The organism is Pseudomonas sp. HC1(2025) (assembly GCF_058742075.1).
In genome coordinates, this window is record NZ_CP196017.1 from 2,017,190 (window position 1) to 2,036,031 (window position 18,842).

Annotated in this window: 12 protein-coding genes and 1 pseudogene; 4 read left to right on the forward strand and 9 right to left on the reverse strand. The window is 64.0% G+C overall.

Features of this window, described 5'->3' with window-relative positions:
- Positions 1–283 precede the first annotated feature (283 nt).
- Positions 284–1,189, forward strand: coding sequence for a LysR family transcriptional regulator (locus ACSSVH_RS09055; protein WP_169956851.1), 906 nt, complete (start codon positions 284–286; stop codon positions 1,187–1,189).
- Here ACSSVH_RS09055 and ACSSVH_RS09060 read toward each other — a convergent pair.
- The 6 genes and pseudogenes from ACSSVH_RS09060 to ACSSVH_RS09085 form a co-directional block, all read right to left on the reverse strand.
- Positions 1,186–1,881 (reverse strand): alpha/beta fold hydrolase, encoded by a 696-nt coding sequence (locus ACSSVH_RS09060; RefSeq protein WP_169956850.1) that lies wholly within the window; start codon positions 1,879–1,881, stop codon positions 1,186–1,188. The genes ACSSVH_RS09055 and ACSSVH_RS09060 overlap by 4 nt on opposite strands.
- 187 nt (positions 1,882–2,068) lie before the next feature.
- Complete coding sequence (locus tag ACSSVH_RS09065) at positions 2,069–3,415, reverse strand: OprD family outer membrane porin (RefSeq protein ID WP_170057882.1); 1,347 nt, start codon at positions 3,413–3,415, stop codon at positions 2,069–2,071.
- A 23-nt stretch (positions 3,416–3,438) separates the two neighbouring features.
- Positions 3,439–3,528: pseudogene (locus ACSSVH_RS09070) on the reverse strand (outer membrane lipoprotein carrier protein LolA); the annotation flags it as partial.
- Between the two features lie 34 nt (positions 3,529–3,562).
- A complete protein-coding gene (locus ACSSVH_RS09075; RefSeq protein ID WP_262380942.1) occupies positions 3,563–4,915 on the reverse strand; it encodes a citrate-proton symporter in 1,353 nt (450 codons plus the stop codon).
- 95 nt (positions 4,916–5,010) lie between these two features.
- Entirely contained in the window at positions 5,011–6,399 is a 1,389-nt protein-coding gene (locus ACSSVH_RS09080) for an amidase (protein ID WP_492634385.1), read from the reverse strand.
- A 1,302-nt stretch (positions 6,400–7,701) separates the two neighbouring features.
- Entirely contained in the window at positions 7,702–9,096 is a 1,395-nt protein-coding gene (locus ACSSVH_RS09085; RefSeq protein WP_492634386.1) for an aminotransferase-like domain-containing protein, read from the reverse strand.
- Positions 9,097–9,227: 131 nt separating this feature from the next.
- Between ACSSVH_RS09085 and ACSSVH_RS09090 the strand changes: the two genes are divergently transcribed.
- On the forward strand, positions 9,228–9,863 hold the full coding sequence (locus tag ACSSVH_RS09090) for a LysE family translocator (protein ID WP_169957171.1): 636 nt from the start codon (positions 9,228–9,230) through the stop codon (positions 9,861–9,863).
- 118 nt (positions 9,864–9,981) lie between these two features.
- Positions 9,982–11,040 carry a diguanylate cyclase gene (locus ACSSVH_RS09095; RefSeq protein ID WP_169957172.1) on the forward strand — a complete coding sequence of 353 codons (1,059 nt, stop codon included), beginning with the start codon at positions 9,982–9,984 and terminating at the stop codon, positions 11,038–11,040.
- A gap of 61 nt (positions 11,041–11,101) precedes the next feature.
- Here the strand turns inward: ACSSVH_RS09095 and ACSSVH_RS09100 are convergent, their stop codons facing one another.
- Both ACSSVH_RS09100 and ACSSVH_RS09105 read right to left on the reverse strand, forming a co-directional pair.
- Positions 11,102–14,164: an efflux RND transporter permease subunit gene (locus ACSSVH_RS09100; protein WP_492634387.1), complete on the reverse strand. Its 3,063-nt coding sequence runs from the start codon at positions 14,162–14,164 to the stop codon at positions 11,102–11,104.
- 2 nt (positions 14,165–14,166) lie between these two features.
- The gene (locus ACSSVH_RS09105; protein WP_170043531.1) at positions 14,167–15,279 is read right to left on the reverse strand and encodes an efflux RND transporter periplasmic adaptor subunit; all 1,113 of its coding nucleotides are present in this window, start codon (positions 15,277–15,279) and stop codon (positions 14,167–14,169) included.
- Between the two features lie 287 nt (positions 15,280–15,566).
- Between ACSSVH_RS09105 and ACSSVH_RS09110 the strand changes: the two genes are divergently transcribed.
- Positions 15,567–17,507, forward strand: coding sequence for a TonB-dependent receptor domain-containing protein (locus ACSSVH_RS09110; RefSeq protein WP_492634388.1), 1,941 nt, complete (start codon positions 15,567–15,569; stop codon positions 17,505–17,507).
- Here ACSSVH_RS09110 and ACSSVH_RS09115 read toward each other — a convergent pair.
- Entirely contained in the window at positions 17,504–18,820 is a 1,317-nt protein-coding gene (locus tag ACSSVH_RS09115) for an ATP-binding protein (RefSeq protein ID WP_492634706.1), read from the reverse strand. The two genes, ACSSVH_RS09110 and ACSSVH_RS09115, sit on opposite strands and share 4 nt — an antisense overlap.
- Positions 18,821–18,842 lie beyond the last annotated feature (22 nt).

Here is an 18,842-nt window from a genome sequence, read left to right on the forward strand (position 1 = left end):
GATAAATAGCACTTAATAGGGGTTGGGACGGGGCGTCAACGGCGGGGGTCGTTTTCAGGTAAAACAGGTCGTAAACCACCTTTGGACTAGCAGGCCAACTCAAATCAACTGTGGGAGCTGGCTTGCCTGCGATAGCGGTTTATCAACTGAGAAAATATTGCCTGAGCCACCGTTATCGCAGGCAAGCCAGCTCCTACAGTTGAGTTGTGCAGTTAGGCAGATTGAGCCTGGCGCAGTAATTGCGTGCCTTGGTGCTCCAGTCTTTGTGCAGGAGCACCCGAGCATGCAATTACGAGCCTTGCGGTATTTTCACGAGGTGGCGCGCTGCGCCTCGTTGCGTAAGGCGGCCGAGCGTTTGTACGTCACGCCCACTGCCGTCAGCCGGCAGATCGAACACCTGGAGCACTTCTTTGGCGCCGCGCTGATTGAGCGCGGCCCGCGCGGTATCCGCCTGACGGTAGAGGGCGAGTGCCTGGCCGAGCAGGTCACCAGTACCCTGCGCGGCCTCGATCAGGTGCGCGATGTGATCGCCAGCCGGCAAAGCCAGGTGGCGGGTAACATCAGCATTCATGTGTCAGAAAGTATCGTTTCCACGGTATTGGCGCCGGTACTCGCGGCGTTCTACCGGGCGCACCCCAAGGTCACGTTCAATATCGTGATCGCCAGCGCCTCGGCCACTCTGGATGCACTGTGCAGTGGCGAGGCCGACCTGGGCCTGGCGTTCTATCTGCAGGAGCGGGCCGATGTGGAAGTCACCGCGCAATGCGAGTTGTGGCACCGCGTACTGGTCAGCGCCGAACACCCGTTTGCCCAGCGCGACAGCATTGAGTTGCGCGAGCTTGAAGGCCAGCCCCTGGCCATTCCCGACTCGGCGTACGGCGTGCGCCAGGCCTTGGAGGCGGCGGCGAAAAAGCGTGGGGTGACGATCCAGCCGGTGTTTACCACCAGCTCCCTGGAAGTGCAGAAAAGCCTGGCCCGGCAACGGGCGGCGGTCTTGATCCTGCCCCAGGTGGATGCCGATGCCCGCGACCTGGGTGATGGCCTGGTGGCGGTGCCGATTGCCGATGAGCACCTGGGGCGGATTCGCATTGACCTGTGCGGCTACCGCAACCGACCGCGCTCGGTGGCGGTCCTCAAATGCCAGGACATGCTGGCCAGCGCCATGCAGCGTTGCGCGCTGGTGGACTAATCGGCCAGGCAACGGGTCGACGACGGCGGCTGTCTGCCCTGGGCCAGGTAGATGCCGGCCCAGCGGTTCACGCACTGGCTGGCATCGGTGGTGGTGCTCTGTAGATAGGGGCCCTTGAGCCGCAGGGTGGCGGGCAGCGTGTCGGATGCCTGGGCGGTGCTTGCGTCGGGCTCGATCAGCACCATGCGCTCGACACGGTCGGCAAACAATTGGGCGTACTCGGCACCCAACAGATTGCCCTGGGCGATGCCCAGGAAGCTGACGCGTTGCTCCCCCAGTTGCTGGCGCACGAACTCCATGTCCCACGCCGATTGTTCATTGGCCACGCCCTTGCGCGGGCTTAGTTCAACGACGTCGTAGAGGCGCGTCAGCGTGCGGTATGCCTCGGTGTTGTAGTACTTCCAGACGGTTGCCAGATGCACCGCGAACACCCCATGCAAATTCGCCTGGGCCGTGGCCGGTCGCGCGAAGATCACGCCCCGGCGCTCCAGGGGCTGCTGGGCACCGACCCGGGTGAGGGTCAGGCGGTAGGTGCGTGCGTCAGGGGCCTGGTGGTCCAGCGGCACGGTGACAATGCCGCACTGGGTACGCGCCACCACCTCCTGGTCAAGCGCCCGCCCGGGCAGGCGCGGGCAATCCACCAACCATTCGATACCGGGCGCCGCGGCATGGCCGGGAGAACTCAAGAGCATCATCCATCCACTGATGAGGCAAAGCGCTGCTGCTTTCAAAGGTTTCATCCGCGTTCCTGGGTAACCGTCCATAGGGAACAGGCTTTTTACCAAGGGCGGCGGCGAGCCAATGCCGGAGCAGTCGCATGTAGGGTGTAAGAATTCTGAATTTTACCCGTCGGCAACTGCTGATGCCGACGGGCGGGTGTCAGAACAGGTTGATGGGGAAATTGCCGACGATCCTGAATTCGTCATAGCTGCCGTCAATCTGCCCGCCACTGGCGCGGTGGTTGTAGACGATGGTGCGCAAGACCGAGTTTTTCAACTTCCCCGATTGCACCACATACGCCAGCATCAAGCCGTTTTCGTTGTGCTTGGCGTTGTCCAGCCCGCGCACGTTGTAGCCGGTGTTGTGGCCGTTGCGATCACCCTCGTAGTGCGTGCCGTCGATGCCCCAGCCCTTGGCGTGCCACAGGCTGGCGGTCAGGCCGGGCACGCCGTAGGCGGCCAGGTCAAGGTCGTAGCGCAGTTGCCAGGATTTTTCGTTGGGGCCGTTGTAGTCCGAGTACAGCGAGTTGGCCATGTAGTTGCCGGTGGACTCCCACACATAGTCGAAGTACTCGTTGCCGAACACCTGTTGCCAGGCCAGGGTCAGGCTGTGGGCCTGGTGGTTGGCAGTCACGGCCAGGCTGGCGGCGTCGTTGTCGATGTAGCCCAGGCGCTGCTGGCCGGAGTCCTCGGTGTGGTAGTAGTGCAGGGCGGTCTTGAGGGCGAGTGTGTTTTTGTCGCCGATGCGATGGGTCAGCCCCAGGTAGTACTGGTCCCACATGTCCTCGAAGCGCGAGCCGTAGAGGCTGGCTTCCAGGCCGTAGCCCGGCTTGAGCGTGGCCCCCAGGTAACTGATGCGCGCGCCGCTGTAGGCGCGGTTGCCGAAGGTGGTGGTCAGGCGCTCGGCGCCGGTGCCGGTGCGCGGGATGGCCCGGTCGAAACTGCCGCCCTGGATCGACAGCCATTCCAGTTCGTTGCTGTACAGGCCCACGCCCTGGAAGCTGGAGGGCAGGGCGCGGTTGTCCTTGTAGCGCAGGATCGGGTTGTCGGTCATCAGGCGCCCGGCCTTGAGCTCGGTATTGGACAGGCGCAACCGCACATCGCCCACCCCCAGCCGGCTCCAGGTCGGGATCGCATCGCCGTCGCTGTCCACCAGCACGCGGTCGCCGCCATTGGCCACCTTGCCATGCCCGCGCTGCAGGTTGACCGCACTGAATACGCCGATATCCACCCCCACGCCAATCACACCCTGGGTGTAGCCGGAGCTGTATTTGAGCATGGCGGTCTGCACCCAGGTTTCGCGCACGCGGGTGCGTTCGATGCCACCGGGTTTCTTGATGCTCAGGTAGGTGCTGCGCTGGGTGTGCTGGTTGGAATAGTAGTGACGCAGGTTCAGGTCCAGGCTGCTGCCCTCGATAAAGCCGGGGGCACTGGCCTGGGCGTTTTCTTGCGCATAAGCCTGGGTGCCGGTCGCCAGGGTGGCGGCCAGGAAAAGACGTGGATACATGGTTCATCCCCACACAAAGAAGAAACTGTAGGAGCGAGCTTGCTCGCGAAAAGCCGGAGACCGCCGCGTGCATCCAGAATGCGCGCGTTATCGTTGACGGTCTTCGCGAGCAAGCTCGCTCCTACATGAAGGGTGCATACGCGCTGTTCAGCGAACCGGGGCTTCTGTGAGCCGGGTTTCGCGGGCCGGGGTGCCGGGCAGCACGGGCCGGGTTTCCTTGGCGAACCAGGCAGCGGTGAGGCACACCAGGTTGGCGATCAGCAGGTACCACACCGGTGACATCGGGTCGCCCGTGGTGCCGATCAACCAGGTGATGATGATCTGCGCAGTGCCGCCAAACGCCGCCACACCAAACGCGTAGACGATGGAGAAACCGGTGGAGCGCACGGATTTGGGGAAGCTCTCCACCAACAGCACGATCAACGCCGCGCCGCTCATGCCATGCAGGCCCGAGAGCACTGCCAGGGTCAGGAGGAAGGTCGACGGGCTGGGGTGTTCGGTCATCAATTGCAAGGCCGGGAACAGGATCAGCAACAGCACCACCCGGGGCGTCATCAGGATCACCCGGCGCCCGAAACGGTCGCACAACATGCCGCCGGCCACCGCGCACACTGCCATGGCCGCGCCGGCCACCAGGGTCGAGAGCATGGAAATACTGGTGGGCAACTTCAGCTCTGTCAGGGCAAAGGTGGTCATGTAGTTGAGGAAGTACTGGGTGATGGTGCTGCCCGAGAGGATCAGCAAACCCAGGACCAGCGCGCGCCGATGCTTGCCGCAGACTTCGCGCACCAGATCGCCGGTGCTGGTGGTTTCGCCCTGGCCGTGGAAGGTCTCGGCCAGGTTACGGCGGATATAGATCCCAATCGGCAACACCAGCAGGCCAAACACGAACGGCACGCGCCAGCCCCAGCTGTTGAGGTCTTCGGGGGACATCACTTTGGTCAGGGTATAACCCACCAGCCCTGCGGCCATGGCGGCGACACCCTGGGCCACCACTTGCCAACAGGCATAGGTGCCGCGTTTGTGCGCTGGCGCGGCTTCCAGGATATAGGTGGTGGCGGGCCCGGCTTCACCGCCCCAGGCCAGGCCCTGGATCATGCGGGTGACCACCAGCAGGATCGGCGCGGCAATCCCGATGGTCTCGTAGCCGGGCAATATCGCAATACTGCCGGTGCCCACCGCCATCATCACCAGGGTCAGCAACATCGCCGGCTTGCGTCCGACGCGGTCGGCGTAGGCGCCAATCAGCACCGCGCCCAGGGGCCGCACGATAAAGCCGATGCCAAAGGCGGTGACCGAGAGCATCAAGCTGACGAAAGCGCTGTCGGACGGGAAAAACGTGTGGCCGATCATCACCGCGAAGGTCGCGTAGACCCCAAAGTCGAAAAACTCCACGGCATTGCCCAGCACCACGGCGAAGATGCTCTTGCGGCCGGCGTCCGGCGATGGCGTTTCGGGTGTGTGCTCGGGACCCTCGCGAGTCAATTGTTCAGTGTGCATACCAGCCCCTCGGTTTTAGTTATAGGTCGCCCAGGCCCCGGCCTTGTGGCCGGGGAGCGGGCGTGTGGGTGGGCAGTTCAGTTACAGCGTCAAGGTCAGCTCGGGTTCGGCCATTGGTGGATTGCGCCACGCCAGCTCTCATAGGTTTTTGCGATTTGCAGCAGCCAGATATCGGCAAAGCGGGGGGCGATCATCTGCAGGCCGATGGGCATGCCATCGGCGGCGAAACCACAGTTGATCGACAGCGCCGGTTGCTCGCCCATGTTCCAGGGCACGGTGAACACGATGTGTTCGAACGGCAATTGCGGGTCATTGCTCGGCGATGGCCATTGGGCGGGGAACGCGTTGACCTGGTTGGTGGGCGACAGGATCAGGTCCAGGTCGCTGAAGGCCTGGGCGGCGCGGCGGCGCATCTCGAAGGTCTGGTTGAACCCCTGCACCGCCTGTACGCCGCTGATGTCGGCACCAGGGGCGGCCCAGTCGCGGATGTACGGCAAGACTTTATCGAACTGCTCGCTGCTCAAGGCCGACAAGTCGCCCCATTGCCGGGCGCGCCAGAACTGGTCGAGGCCGTCGAGCTGGGCGCGGTCCATGATCGGCGGGATCAGCGTGACCCTGGCGCCATGGGCTTCGAACAGGCGTGCGGCGTGCTCCACCGCCTCACACACGAAACCTTCCGGTTGCAGGCCGGCACCTGGCTCGAGCATCAGCCCGACCCGCAGGCCCCTGACCGACAGCGGCTGGTTGCTCCACTCGCTGGTGAGCGGCGGCAGGCTGGTGGCGTCGCGGGTATCGGGGCGGGCCAGGTGCTGCATCATCAAGACGCAGTCGTCCACCGTGCGGGTCATGGGCCCGGCGGTGCGGCCGGTGTAGTACGGGTCGATCGGGATGCGCCCCAGGGTCGGCTTGAACCCCACCAGGCCACACCAGGCGGCGGGCAGGCGCACCGAGCCGCCGATATCGGTGCCGATATGCAACGGCCCGTAACCGGCGGCGGCCGCCGCGCCAGCCCCCGAGCTGGAACCGCCGGTGTTGTTGGCGGTGTTCCACGGGTTGCGGGTGATGCCATGGAAGCTCGACAAGCCGGAGGAGAGCATGCCGAAATCCGGGACAGTGGTCTTGGCCAGCACAATCGCCCCGGCTTCGCGCATCCGCGCGGCGGGCGGGGCGTCCCTGAGGGCCGGGGTCAGGCGGGTGGCGGCGCTGCCGAGGGGAATCGGCGTGCCTTCGGTGGCTATCAGTTCCTTGATGGTCACGGGCACACCATCGAGCACGCCGTTGGGCTGGCCTTTGTTCCAGCGCTCGGTGGCGGCCTGGGCTTGCCGGCGTAACTGCTGTGGATCGAAGGCGTACAGCGCGCGGATCTGCGGCTCCCAGCGGTCGATATGGCCCAGCAGGTGGTCGTAGTAGTCGATGGGGGAGAGCTGGCGGCTGGCGAACTGCGCCAGCAATTGCGTGGCCGTGAGGTCGTGAAGATCGGTCATTGAGCGCTTCCTGGTGATGGGCCCTGGGGCTCATGGCGGGTGGCTGTTGGACCCGACTATATAAACCCTGGGCAGCAGCGACCATCACATTCGAAGCGGTGCAGTGTTGCGTTTTTGTGTGCACTCAATTGTCACGACTCTGGGCGCCGGCAATCCCTAATACCAGTCAGTCAAGCGCAGATCCCCTGTGGGAGCGGGCTTGCCCGCGATAGCGGCGGTTCGGCCACTATTTGTGGCGGCTGGTATACCGTCATCGCAGGCAAGCCAGCTCCTACCTTTGATTTGTGGTGTGGCCCAAACTACTGCCCCGACGCACATCCCCTGTGGGAGCGGGCTTGCTCGCGAAAGCGGTGGTTCGGCCACTATTTGTGGCGGCCGGTATACCGCCATCGCAGGCAAGCCAGCTCCTACCTTTGATTTGTGGTGTGGCCCAAACTACTGCCCCGACGCACATCCCCTGTAGGAGCGGGCTTGCCCGCGATAGCGGCGGTTCAGCCATTATTTTTGGCGGCTGGTATACCGCCATCGCAGGCAAGCCAGCTCCTACCTTTGATTTGTGGTGTGGCCCAAGCTTTTGCCCCGACGCACATCCCCTGTGGGAGCGGGCTTGCTCGCGAAAGCGGCGGTTCGGCCACTATTTGTGGCGGCTGGTATACCGCCATCGCAGGCAAGCCAGCTCCTACCTTTGATTTGTGGTGTGGCCCAAGCTTCTGCCCCGACGCACATCCCCTGTGGGAGCGGGCTTGCTCGCGAAAGCGGTGGTTCAGCCACTATTTGTGGCGGCTGGTATACCGTCATCGCAGGCAAGCCAGCTCCTACCTTTGATTTGTGGTGTGGCCCAAACTACTGCCCCGACGCACATCCCCTGTGGGAGCGGGCTTGCTCGCGAAAGCGGCGGTTCGGCCACTATTTGTGGCGGCTGGTATACCGCCATCGCAGGCAAGCCAGCTCCTACCTTTGATTTGTGGTGTGGCCCAAGCTTTTGCCCCGACGCACATCCCCTGTGGGAGCGGGCTTGCTCGCGAAAGCAGTGGTTCAGCCACTGTTTTTGGCGGCTGGTATACCGTCATCGCAGGCAAGCCAGCTCCTACCTTTGATTTGTGGTGTGGCCCAAGCTTTTGCCCCGACGCAGATCCCTTGTGGGAGCGGGCATGCTCGCGAAAGCGGTGGGTCAGTCAACATCAATGTTTGCTGGGCCGACGTCTTCGCGAGCAAGCCCGCTCCCACATTTGATCTTCACTGCGTTGAGCATTGCGTTCGCTTGACTGATCGGCATTACGGCAAGCCCGCTCCCACACTGGATCAGCGCAACAATTGCTCGATGGCTTTGCACACCCGTGGATCATCACAATGCGCCACATTGAAGCGCATAAAATCATGCAGCCCCGGCTCATACCCAAACAGTGCCCCCGGCGCCAACACCATGCCGCGCTTGAGCCCGGCCTCGGCCAGTTGTTCACCCTCGACCCCGGCCGGCAGGCGCGCCCAGATAAACATCCCCGCTTCATACCCCATGGGCAGCTCACAGCCACAGCGGCGCAACCACTGTTCCACCCGCGCACCGGCTTCCAGCAGGCGCTGGACCATGCGCTTGCGGTGCCGCGCATAGCTGCCTTCGCTGAGCAGGCGGTAGACCAGTTGCTCGAACAACTCCGAGGTCACGCCGCCGCTCATCAACTTCATATTGGTCAGGTTGGCCGCCAGTTGCGGCGCCGCCACCACATAGCTGACCCGGGTATTGGCGCTGAGGGTTTTCGAGAAGCCCGACAGATAGGTCACCTGCTCCAGCCCGGCGAGTGCCGCCAGGCGGGGCGGCGGGTTGGGGTGCAGGTCGCCGTAGAGGTCGTCCTCGATGATATGGCAGTGATACTGGCGCATCAGTTGCAGCAGCCCAAAGGCCTGGGCCGCGCTGAAGGAATGGCCGGTGGGGTTGTGCAGGATGCTGGTGGTCACATACAGGCTGGGCCGTTCCTCGCTGAGCAACTGCTCCAGGGCCGCCAGGTCGAAACCATCCGGGCCGCGCGGCAGTGTCACCACCTTGACCCCATGCAACGCCAGGTTGGCGTGGAAGTTGAAATAGCACGGCGCATCCAGCAGCACCGTGTCACCGGGGCGGGCCAGCAGGCGCATCAACATGTCCAGGCCTTGCAGGGTACTGGGGGTGGTGATGATCTGTTCCACCGGCACCGCCAGCCCATCGCCCAGGAGTTTTTGTTGCAGGGCCTGGCGCAGCGGCAGGAAACCCGCCGGCGTGCCCATGCCGGCAACCCGCAGGGACGGGGCCCGTACCACACTGCGCAGGGCCTGGCGCATGGTCTCGGAATCGAGCCAGTCTTCGGGCAGGTGGCCGCCACCGGGGCGCAGTTCGCCCTGGCCGGTCAGCATCGGCCGGCGCAGCACACTGAGCAAATCCTGGGGCAGCAGGTCCACCCAGTTGCTGGACGATGGCTGCGTCTGGCGCTGGGCCACAAAGTGCCCGCGGCCCTGGCGCGAGGTCAGCAGGTGTTGGCCGCGCAGGCGGTCCAGGGCCTCATTGACGGTGAATTTTCCGACACCCAACTGTTGCCCCAGCTCACGCACCGACGGCAGTTTGCTGCCAGCGGCCAATTCGCCTTGTTCGATGGCACGGGCGAACGCCTCGACGATCTGCTGGACCTTGGGGGCGCGCTCATGAAAGTGGATCTGCGGAAGGGCCATCGCGATGTCCTGAAGTTTGCCGGTCACTTTACCGGTAAAGCCTGCATGAATAACCGCCGAGTTTACCTGCCCGGCGCCGGATCTGCGCCCTAGACTGCGCAACATTCCTTGCCGCCGTGAAATTACCCACCATGGTCACTGCCCTTACGCTGTCTTCGTTCCTGTATTTCCTGGTGTTGTGCAGCACCCTGGCCTTCAGCCCCGGCCCCATGACCCTGCTGCTGCTGAGCCTGGGGCTCAAGGACGGCCTGCGCCACTCCTTGCCGGCACAGTTCGGGGCCAGTGTGTCGTACCTGATTTCGATCCTGATCTTTGCCGTGGGCTTTTCCGAGCTGATCAAGGGCTACCCGCTGATTACCCAGGGCATCCAACTGGTGGGCGTGGCTTACATTCTGTACCTGGCCTACAAACAGTGGACCAGCAGCGGCGTGCAGATCAACACCAGCGGGCAAGGGCCAGAGACGCCCCGTGGCCTGTTCGGCAAGGGCTTGCTGACCGGCCTGTCCAACCCCAAGGCGATCATTCTGTTCAGCGCAGTGTTCCCGCAGTTTGCAGCCGTGGGGCAGGACAGCGCCGCCGGCGACATCGCGATCCTCGGCCTGACCTTCCTGGTCCTGCAGTTCGCCAGCGGCTGCCTGTATTGCTACTTCGGCCAGCGCATCAAGCATGTGCTCGAGTCGCCGCGCAAGCGGGTGCTGTTGCAGAAGGTCACGGCGGTGTTGCTGCTGGCCGTGGCGATGTTACTGGCCCGTGGATTCTCCAGCTAGGCGCCTGGCGTCAAGGGTTTGGCAAGGTGATGGGCGCCTGGGATAACCCTCTGAGCGGTAGTGGCTATTTGCCGGTCCCCTGATAGACTTCCAGCATTCATCCAGGATCAGCCAGATCATGCCAGCCGCAGGAGGAAAAGGACTTCCGCTCGCCAGACGCCTGTACAAATCGCGGACCCTGGGGCTCACGCTCGGTTTCGTCTGTGTATTGGCCGGCATGTACCCGCTGGATCCGCCAGGCTGGGTCTGGGCCTGGATGCTGCTCAACGCCTTCGCCTGGCCGCACCTGGCCTACCAACTGGCACGCCGCGCCGAAAACTCCCTGCGCGCCGAACGCCGTCATCTATTGGTGGACTCGTTTTGTGGCGGCTTCTGGGTCGGTGCCATGCACTTCAACCCGCTGCCCAGCGTCACCACGCTGTCGATGATGACCATGAACAACGTCGCCATCGGTGGGCTGCGGTTCATGTTGATGGGCTGGGTGGCCCAGGCACTGGGCATCGGGGTGGCGCTGCTGCTGTTCGCCCCGGCTTACATCGCCCTGACCACGCCCGCCCAGCTTTACGCCTGCTTGCCGATCCTGATGCTCTATCCGCTGGCCCTGGGCTGGATCTGTTATCGCCAGGCCATCACGCTGGCCCGGCACAAGCGTGAACTACTGGCCCTGAGCCGCACCGACAGCCTGTCCGGCCTGCTCAACCATGGCGCCTGGAAAGACCACCTGGAAATCGAGTTCGAACGCTGCCGGGGCGGCCAGCAGGGCGCTGCGATTGCCCTGATCGATATCGACCATTTCAAGATCATCAACGACACCTACGGTCACGTCACCGGCGACATCGTGCTGCGCCAACTGAGCAAGATCCTGCGCCAGAACCTGCGCGCCACCGATCTGGCCGGGCGCTACGGCGGCGACGAATTCTGCGTGATCCTGCCGGACATGCCCCTGGGCCACGCCACCGAAGTGATGGACGCACTACGCGACCGCTTCAGCTCCCTGGGCTACGCCCAGGATCCGACCTTGCGCGCCAGCCTGAGCATTGGCCTGGCGCCGTATCAAGCGTCCCACGGTGATGCGACCAGTTGGTTGAATGATGCCGACCAGGCGTTGTATGAGGCCAAGAGTAGCGGGCGCAATCGGGTGCGTTCGGTGCAGGGCGGGTGGGTGCGGTCGGTTTGAACTGCCGGAACTGAATCCGCGCTCAGCGCGCCAGCGGCGGCCCGCCCGCACCCAGGGGTTTTTATGATGTGTGCAGGATTTTCGTGCGCCCCAACACTAAACTGCACAGCGCCGGCAAGAACAGCAGCGTCAATAACGTCCCCACCAACACCCCGCCAATCAGCACATACGCCAGGGACGACCAGAACACCGACAAGGTCAGCGGAATAAACGCCAACGCTGCCGCCAGCGCGGTCAAGATCACCGGCCGCGCGCGGCGTACGGTGGCTTCGACGATCGCTTCGCCACTTGCCATGCCCTGTTCCTGGTTCTGGCGGATCTGGTCGGTGAAGATCAGGGTGTTGCGCATCAGGATCCCGCCAATCCCGATCAGGCCCAGGATCGCATTGAAGCCAAACGGCTGGTTGAACAGCAGCAAGGTCGGCACCGCGCCGATCAAGCCCAGCGGGGCGGTGGCGAAGACCATCAACATCACGCCGAACGAGCGCACCTGGAACATGATCACCGTGAGGGTCAGCAGGATCATGATCGGGAACAGTGCCGCCAGGGCCACGTTGGCCTTGGCGCTTTCTTCCACCGGGCCGCCGATGTCCAGGCGATAGCCGGCCGGTAGCCGCGCGATCAGGGGTTGCAGGTCTTTGTAGACCGCCATCTCCACGTCGGGCGGTTGCACGCCGTCGATGATGTCGGCGCGCACTTCGACGGTGCTCGCGCGGTTGCGACGCTTGAGGATCGGCTCTTCCATCACCGCCTGGAAATGCCCGACCTGGGCCAGGGGCACCGATACCCCGGCGCTGTTGGTCAGGGTCATGTTGTCGAGGTTGCCGAGGTCTTCACGCTGGCTGCCCTGGGCGCGGGCCACCACCGACACGGTGCGGTTGCCTTCGCGCACTTCAGTGATGGGGTTGCCGCTGAGCAGGGCGTTGAGCTGGGATTTCACTTCGTTGGGGGTGAAACCCAGCAGGCGCAGGCGATCCTGGTCCAGCACCAGGCGATAACCGCTGCTGCGCTCGCCCCAGTCGAGGAACGCGTCCTTGGTCAGGCGGTTGGCGGCAACCACCTGGCGTACTTCCTCGGACAGGCTGCGCAACACGTTCACGTCGGGGCCAGACACGCGAAACACCACCGGGAAGGGCACCGGCGGGCCGAACAGCAATTGCGTGACCCGCACCCGCGCGGCGGGGAATTCGCCGCTGGCGATACGCTCGCGCATACGCAGTTTCAAGGCGTCCCGGGCATGGGCGTCGGGGGTTTGTACGATCAGCTTGGCGAACGCCGGGTCGGGTAACTCGGGGTTCAGCGACAGGAAAAACCGTGGTGCACCGCCGCCCACATAGGTATCGACCATGCGGGTCTGCGGCTCTTGCAGCAGCGCCTTTTCCAACTGCGCCGCCACCGCCTCGGTGCTTTTGAAGGCACTGCCCGGCGGCATGTACACCTCCAGAATCAGCTCGGAGCGGTCGGAGTTGGGGAAGAACTGCTTCTTCACCACGCCCAGGCCCAAGCCGCACAGTACAAAGGCCGACACCACCAGCCCGGTCACCAGCCAGCGCCGGCGCACGCAGGTTTGCACCAGGTGGCGCAGTTTCTGGTACCAGGGGCCGGCGTAAATCGCGTCGTGGCCGCCGGGCACCGGCTTGATATTGGGCAGCAGCTTGACCCCCAGGTACGGGGTAAACACCACCGCCACCAACCAGGAGGCGATCAGGGCAAAACCGACGATCCAGAAGATATTGCCGGCATACTCGCCCGCGCCCGAACGGGCAAAACCCACCGGCAGAAAGCCGATGATCGTCACCAGGGTACCGGTCAGCATCGGTGCGGCGGTGGAGCTCCAGGCGAAGGTGGCAGCATGGATGCGGTCGAAACCTTCTTCGAGTTTGACCACCATCATCTCAATGGCAATGATCGCGTCGTCCACCAGCAGGCCCAGGGAAATGATCAGCGCACCGAGGGTGATGCGGTCAAATTCGCGGCCGGTCAGCAGCATGATCACAAACACCATGGACAGGGTCAGCGGCACGGCTGCCGCCACCACCAAACCGACACGAAAGCCCAGGGCCAGCAGGCTGATGACCATCACCACGGCCAGGGCGACGAAGAATTTGAGCATGAACTCATCGACCGCCAGGCTGATGTTTTTCGCCTGGTCGGAGACTTTTGCGAAGTTGACACCCAAGGGCAGGTCCGCCTGGATTTTGCCCTCCTGGGCCTTGAGGCTCTTGTCCAGGTCCAGGCCGTTCCAGTGTTTCTCCATGATGATGCCCAGCATCAAGGCCGGGTCGCCCTGGTGCCGGATACGGTAGCTGGGCGGGTCTTCGTAGCCACGGCTGACGGTGGCGACATCGGCGATGCGCAACACTTTGCCGTCCACCGGCAGCGGCACGTTCTCGATCAGCGCCAGGCTGTCGAAGGCGCCGTCGATACGGATATAGGCGCGGGGGCCGGCGGTTTCGACAAACCCCGACGGCGCCACGGCGTTTTGCGCGGCGAGGGCGGTGAAGATCTGCTCGGGCTTGATCCCCAGGGTCGCCAGGCGCTCATAGGAAAACTCGACAAACACCCGCTGCGCCTGTTCGCCGAGAATATTGACCTTCTTCACCCCTGGCAGCCTGAGGAAGTCCTGGCGCATCGTTTCGGCCATCTGCACCTGCTGGCGATGGGGCAGGTGTTCGGCTTCCAGGGCGTACAGGGCGAAGTACACATCGGAATATTCATCGTTGAAGAACGGCCCGATCACGCCCTTGGGCAGTTTGGCAGCCTCGTCGCTGAGTTTTTTGCGGGTCTGGTAGAATAGGTCCTGGATTTCATTGGGGCGCGTGGACTCGAGGAAGGTCATGCGCATCGACACAAACCCCGGTTGGGCGATGGTTTCCACACGATCGTAGTAGTCCAGCTCCTGCAGGCGCTTTTCCAGGCGGTCGGCCACTTGTTCCTGCATCTCCTGGGCCGTGGCGCCGGGCCAGGCAGCGGTGATGGTCATGACCTTGACGGTGAACAGCGGGTCTTCGGCGCGCCCCAGCTTGGCGAAGGAAAATATCCCCGCGGCGAGGATCGCCAGGATCAGGAACAACGTGACGGCGCGGTATTTGACCGCCAGGGCGGAAAGGTTGAGGCCATGCATGCTCAAGGTTCCTGGCGGCGATTGAGGGTCAGTGCCTGGGCGGGCAACAGGCGTACGCTGTCCCCTGGGTGCAGCAGGTGCGCACCGAGGGCGACGATCAGTTGGTCGGGGCTGACCCCGCCGCAAAGCAGGGCGTCTTCCTGGCCCAGGCTGGCCACCGTGACCGGGGCGAAGCTGACTTTGTCATCCGCGCCAATCAGCCACACGCCGGTTCCGTTACCCGCATCGTGCAGGGCGCCGATCGGCACGCGGGTGTGTGGCGGCTGGCCGTTGCCTTGCAGGCGCAGGGTGATGGTGGAACCGAGGGCGAAACGCTCAACCCTGCCGTGCAGCACATAGCGCGCGCGGTAAGTGCGGGTGACGGGATCGGCGCTGGCCGACAGTTCGCGCAGGGTGGCGTTGACAGCCTGGTCCGGCGCGCCGAACGGCAGGGCCAGGGCTTTTTGCGAGGCGCGGTCGCGCAGGTTTTCCGGCAGGTGGATGATCGCTTCCCGTGCGCCGTCGTGGGCCAGGCGCGCGACGATCTGCCCTTCGGCCACCACCTGTCCGCGTTCCACCCGCACATCGGTGATCACCCCATCGCCATCGGCCCGCAGCACCGAGTAGGTGCGACGGTTTTCGATCTGGCTGGCATCCGACTGGGCGGCGGCGAGCTGCGCTTGAGCGACCTGCAGGTTAGTCGCGGCCTGGTCGAAGATCTGCCGTGATACCGCGCCGGTACTGGCCAGGCGTTGATAGCGGTTGGCGTCATCGCGGCGCTGGCGCAGTTGCGCCTGGGCGGCGTTGACGCGGTTTTTTGCCGAGCGCAGTGCCAGCTCGAAGTCGCCGATATCCAGGACCAGCAGGGTGTCGCCCCGGGACACATGCTGGCCGGGATCGACCTTGCGTTCGATCACCTTGCCGCTGACCCGAAAACCCAGGTCACTTTCGGTACGCGCCGCGACCACCCCGGTATAGGCATTCTGCTGGCTGGCGGCGGCTTCGACTTTGGCCGCCAGCACCGGGCGCGCAGGGGCGGCGTTGGCGCTGGGGTCGGCCTGGCTGTTGCAGCCGCTGAGCAGGATCAACAGCGCCAGGGGCGGGAAAAGGCGGTGAAGGGGAGGGCGTGGGCTCATTTCAGGCTCCTGGTGGCGCTGGGCGAATAAAATTACGGTCGTAATATTTCCATGAATATTACGACCGAAATATTATTTAAGCCAGCCCTCGATCAGGTTTTGTACGAGCCGGCTTGCCGGCGATCGCGGTGTATCAGTCGATAAATCCATTGGCGGGCCTGCCGCCATCGCTGGCAAGCCAGCGCCTACAAAAGCGCATGCCGGTGCAGTTGTCACACTTTGTCCAAGTTATCCGGGCGTAGATGATTACGATTCTCTTTTGAGATGAATCCTGAAGGTCTACGCCCATGCTTCCTGCTTTTCGTTTTGCGCCGCTGGCCCTGCTGGTGGCTGGCAGTCTCAACGCTCACGCCGATGAGCCTGCGTCACTGCAACTCAATGAGGTGGTGGTGACCGCCTCGGGCTTTGCACAGAATGTCGAAGACGCGCCGGCCTCGGTCACGGTGATCGATGGCGAGGCCTTGCGCCGCAAGTCGTACCGCGACCTGGGCGATGCGGTGCGGGATGTCGAGGGCGTCACGGTGAATGGCGGGGCCAATGAAACCGACATCTCGATCCGTGGCATGCCCGCCGACTACACGCTGATCATGGTCGACGGCAAACGCCAGAGCGCCCGGGAGTCGCGGGTCAATGGCAACAGTGGCTACGAGCAGAGCTTTGTGCCGCCGGCGGCCGCCATCGAGCGCATCGAAGTGGTGCGCGGGCCGATGTCGTCGCTGTACGGTTCCGATGCCATCGGCGGGGTGATCAACGTGATCACGCGCAAGGTGTCGCCGCAGTGGGGCGGCTCCATTGGCTATGACTACTCGGCCCGCCAGCACAGCGACCAGGGCAATGCGCGCCAGACCCAGTTCTACCTCAGCGGCCCGCTCAAGGAAGACCTGCTCGGCTTACAGGTGTGGGGCCGTTACCTCGACCGCCAGGCCGATGACGATATTGAGCAGACCAATGGCTTCAGTAAAGCCGATCACCGCGACCTCACCGCGCGCCTGGCCTTCACCCCGGGCATCGACCACGACATTCTTCTTGAAGCCGGCGCCACGCGCCTGAAAAACGGCGATGGGATCAGCGCCAACTGGGCCACCCGCGAGCAGGAAAACAACCGCGATCACTGGTCGCTGTCGCACCAGGGCCGCTGGGGCTGGGCCACCTCGGACATTGCCTTTGCCCAGGAAACTTCCACCCGCGAAGGCCGCGCCACGCCGGCCCAAACCGATATTTTCGGACGCAAGCCCGAGGTCAAGAACAGTGTGTTCGACGCCAAGTTGGTGGTGCCCACGGCCCATAACGTCAGCACCGTGGGCATGCAGTGGAACGAAAGCCAGCTGACCGACTGGAACCAGGGCCTGGGCGACCGTGTGGACTACGAGTTCTCGGTGGTGCAAAAAGCCCTGTTTGCCGAGAACGAATGGTCGGTCACCGATAGCTTCGCCCTGACCACCGGCCTGCGCCTGGATCATCACGAAGAATACGGTGCCCATGTCAGCCCACGGCTGTATGGGGTGTGGCGCGCCAGCGAGCAGTGGACGTTCAAGGGCGGCATCGCCCGTGGCTTCAAGGCCCCGGAGATCCGCGCGGTGGTGGCGGACTACGCCTACCTGCGGCGCAACCGTTTCGTGATGTTCGGCAACCCCGACCTCAAGCCGGAAACCAGCACCAACTACGAAGTCTCGGCGCTGTGGAGCAACCGTGACGATCTGTCGGCGGGCGCGACCCTGTTCTACAACGACTTCCAGGACAAGCTGTCCACCGTCACCACCGACCAGCGCTGGAACGGCTACACCATCATGGAGCGGGTCAACGTCGATAAGGCGATCATCCAGGGCGTGGAGCTCAACGGCCAATGGGATATCAACCCCAGCGTGCTGCTCAAGGCCAACTACACCTACACCGATTCCGAACAGAAAACCGGTGCCAACGCTGGCGCGCCCCTGGCCTTGACCCCCAAGCAAAAGGCCAATGTGCGTAGCGAATGGAGTATCAACGACCGCGCCCAGGCCTGGGCTTCGTTGAGCTATTACGGTGAGGAAACCGGTAACACCATCACCAGTGAAAAACCGGCGCCGGGCTACACCACCGCCGACCTGGGCGGCTCCTTTGATGCGACCGAATCCCTGACCCTCAATGCCTCCCTCAATAACCTGGCCAACAAGCGCCTGGACGACGAGACCTACGGCACCGTGAACTACGGGCGCACCTTGTGGATGGGGGCCACGCTCAACTTCTAAGGCGCTGCAGGCAACCGCACCACCGCGCAGAGACCTGCCGGTGGGCGGTTCTCCAGGAGCAGTTCGCCGCCATGGGCCTGGATGCACGACCGTGCAATCGCCAGGCCCAACCCCAGGCCACCGCCGCTGGCGCCCAGCTGTACGAAGGGTTCGAACACCTTGTTCAGCCAGTCCTGGGGCAGGCCGCTGCCATGGTCGAGAATCTCCACGCACAGCACCCCCGTATCCTCGCGCTTGAGGCTGATACAGGCATCGCCGCCATGTTTGACCGCGTTGTCGATCAGGTTGGCCAGGGCGCGCTTGAGCGCCAGCGGCCGGCAATCGAGCAGCAGCGGCGGGGCGCCCAGCCAGGTCACTGGTTGTTGCAGGCGCCGGTAACGCTTGGCCAGGTCATCCAGTAATGCGCTCAACGAGGTTCGGCGGGTGGCTTCCTGCACGGCGTCGTCGCGCACGAAGTTCAGGGTTTCGCGCACCATGGCGCTCAGCTCGCCGAGGCTGTCGAGCATGTCGTCCCGCTCAGGGCCTGGCTCCAGCAACTCAACCTGCAAGCGCAGTTCGGTGAGCGGGGTGTTGAGGTCGTGACTGATCGCCGCCAACATCCGCGTGCGCCCTTCGACATGCCGCGCCAGGTTGGCCTGCATGGTGTTGAAGGCGGTGGTCAAGTCACGGGCTTCCTGGGGGCCGCTCAAGGGCAGCGGTGCGATCCATTCGCCCCGGCTGACCCGTTCGGTGGCCTGGGCCAGGGTTTTCACCGGGCGCACCACCCGCGCGATGAAAAACATCACGATCAGCAGCACCGGCACCGTGGTCACCGGCAGGCTGTAGGCCAATACGCGGCCCCATTCATACGCCCCGGCGGGATGCTGCAGCGCATTCAGGTACTGGCCGTCCGGCAGGGCGATGCTGCTGCGCAACCGCAAGGGCGCCCAGCCGGCGGGGCTGAACACATGGGTGCGGGCGTTGGCACCACTGATGCGTTCCAATTGCATGCCGATGGGCACGTCTGGCGGCAGTTGCAGGTGTTGGCGCAGTTCGTTGGCCAGGCGCCGTTCTTCGGGGCGCAGTTCAAACGGCTCGACTTCGGCCCGGGGGGCGATCCAGAAACGTGCGTTCTCGGTGTTCATCGCGGCCAACAGGTGCGCCGGCTCTTCGCCGCCCAGGCCGGCGGCATGGTGTGCGATCACCAGGCGTTCCAGGCTGAAACTGCGCGACAGCGGGTGGATCAGGCTGCCGGTGCGTTGCAGGAACAGCATGGCGATGGCGTTGGAGGCCAGCAGCGCCAGCAGCAACAACAGGCTCAGTTGCTGCACCAGGGTGCGCGGCCATAGGCGGCGC

Excerpts from the sequence above, each read along its gene's own strand:
- ACSSVH_RS09060 (WP_169956850.1), bottom strand. The coding sequence starts at position 1,881 with ATGCTCTTGAGTTCTCCCGGCCATGCCGCGGCGCCCGGTATCGAATGG.
- ACSSVH_RS09090 (WP_169957171.1), top strand. The coding sequence starts at position 9,228 with ATGGTCACTGCCCTTACGCTGTCTTCGTTCCTGTATTTCCTGGTGTTG.
- ACSSVH_RS09100 (WP_492634387.1), bottom strand. The coding sequence starts at position 14,164 with ATGCATGGCCTCAACCTTTCCGCCCTGGCGGTCAAATACCGCGCCGTC.
- ACSSVH_RS09105 (WP_170043531.1), bottom strand. The coding sequence starts at position 15,279 with ATGAGCCCACGCCCTCCCCTTCACCGCCTTTTCCCGCCCCTGGCGCTG.
- ACSSVH_RS09055 (WP_169956851.1), top strand. The coding sequence starts at position 284 with ATGCAATTACGAGCCTTGCGGTATTTTCACGAGGTGGCGCGCTGCGCC.
- ACSSVH_RS09085 (WP_492634386.1), bottom strand. The coding sequence starts at position 9,096 with ATGGCCCTTCCGCAGATCCACTTTCATGAGCGCGCCCCCAAGGTCCAG.
- ACSSVH_RS09065 (WP_170057882.1), bottom strand. The coding sequence starts at position 3,415 with ATGTATCCACGTCTTTTCCTGGCCGCCACCCTGGCGACCGGCACCCAG.
- ACSSVH_RS09095 (WP_169957172.1), top strand. The coding sequence starts at position 9,982 with ATGCCAGCCGCAGGAGGAAAAGGACTTCCGCTCGCCAGACGCCTGTAC.
- ACSSVH_RS09080 (WP_492634385.1), bottom strand. The coding sequence starts at position 6,399 with ATGACCGATCTTCACGACCTCACGGCCACGCAATTGCTGGCGCAGTTC.
- ACSSVH_RS09110 (WP_492634388.1), top strand. The coding sequence starts at position 15,567 with ATGCTTCCTGCTTTTCGTTTTGCGCCGCTGGCCCTGCTGGTGGCTGGC.
- ACSSVH_RS09075 (WP_262380942.1), bottom strand. The coding sequence starts at position 4,915 with ATGCACACTGAACAATTGACTCGCGAGGGTCCCGAGCACACACCCGAA.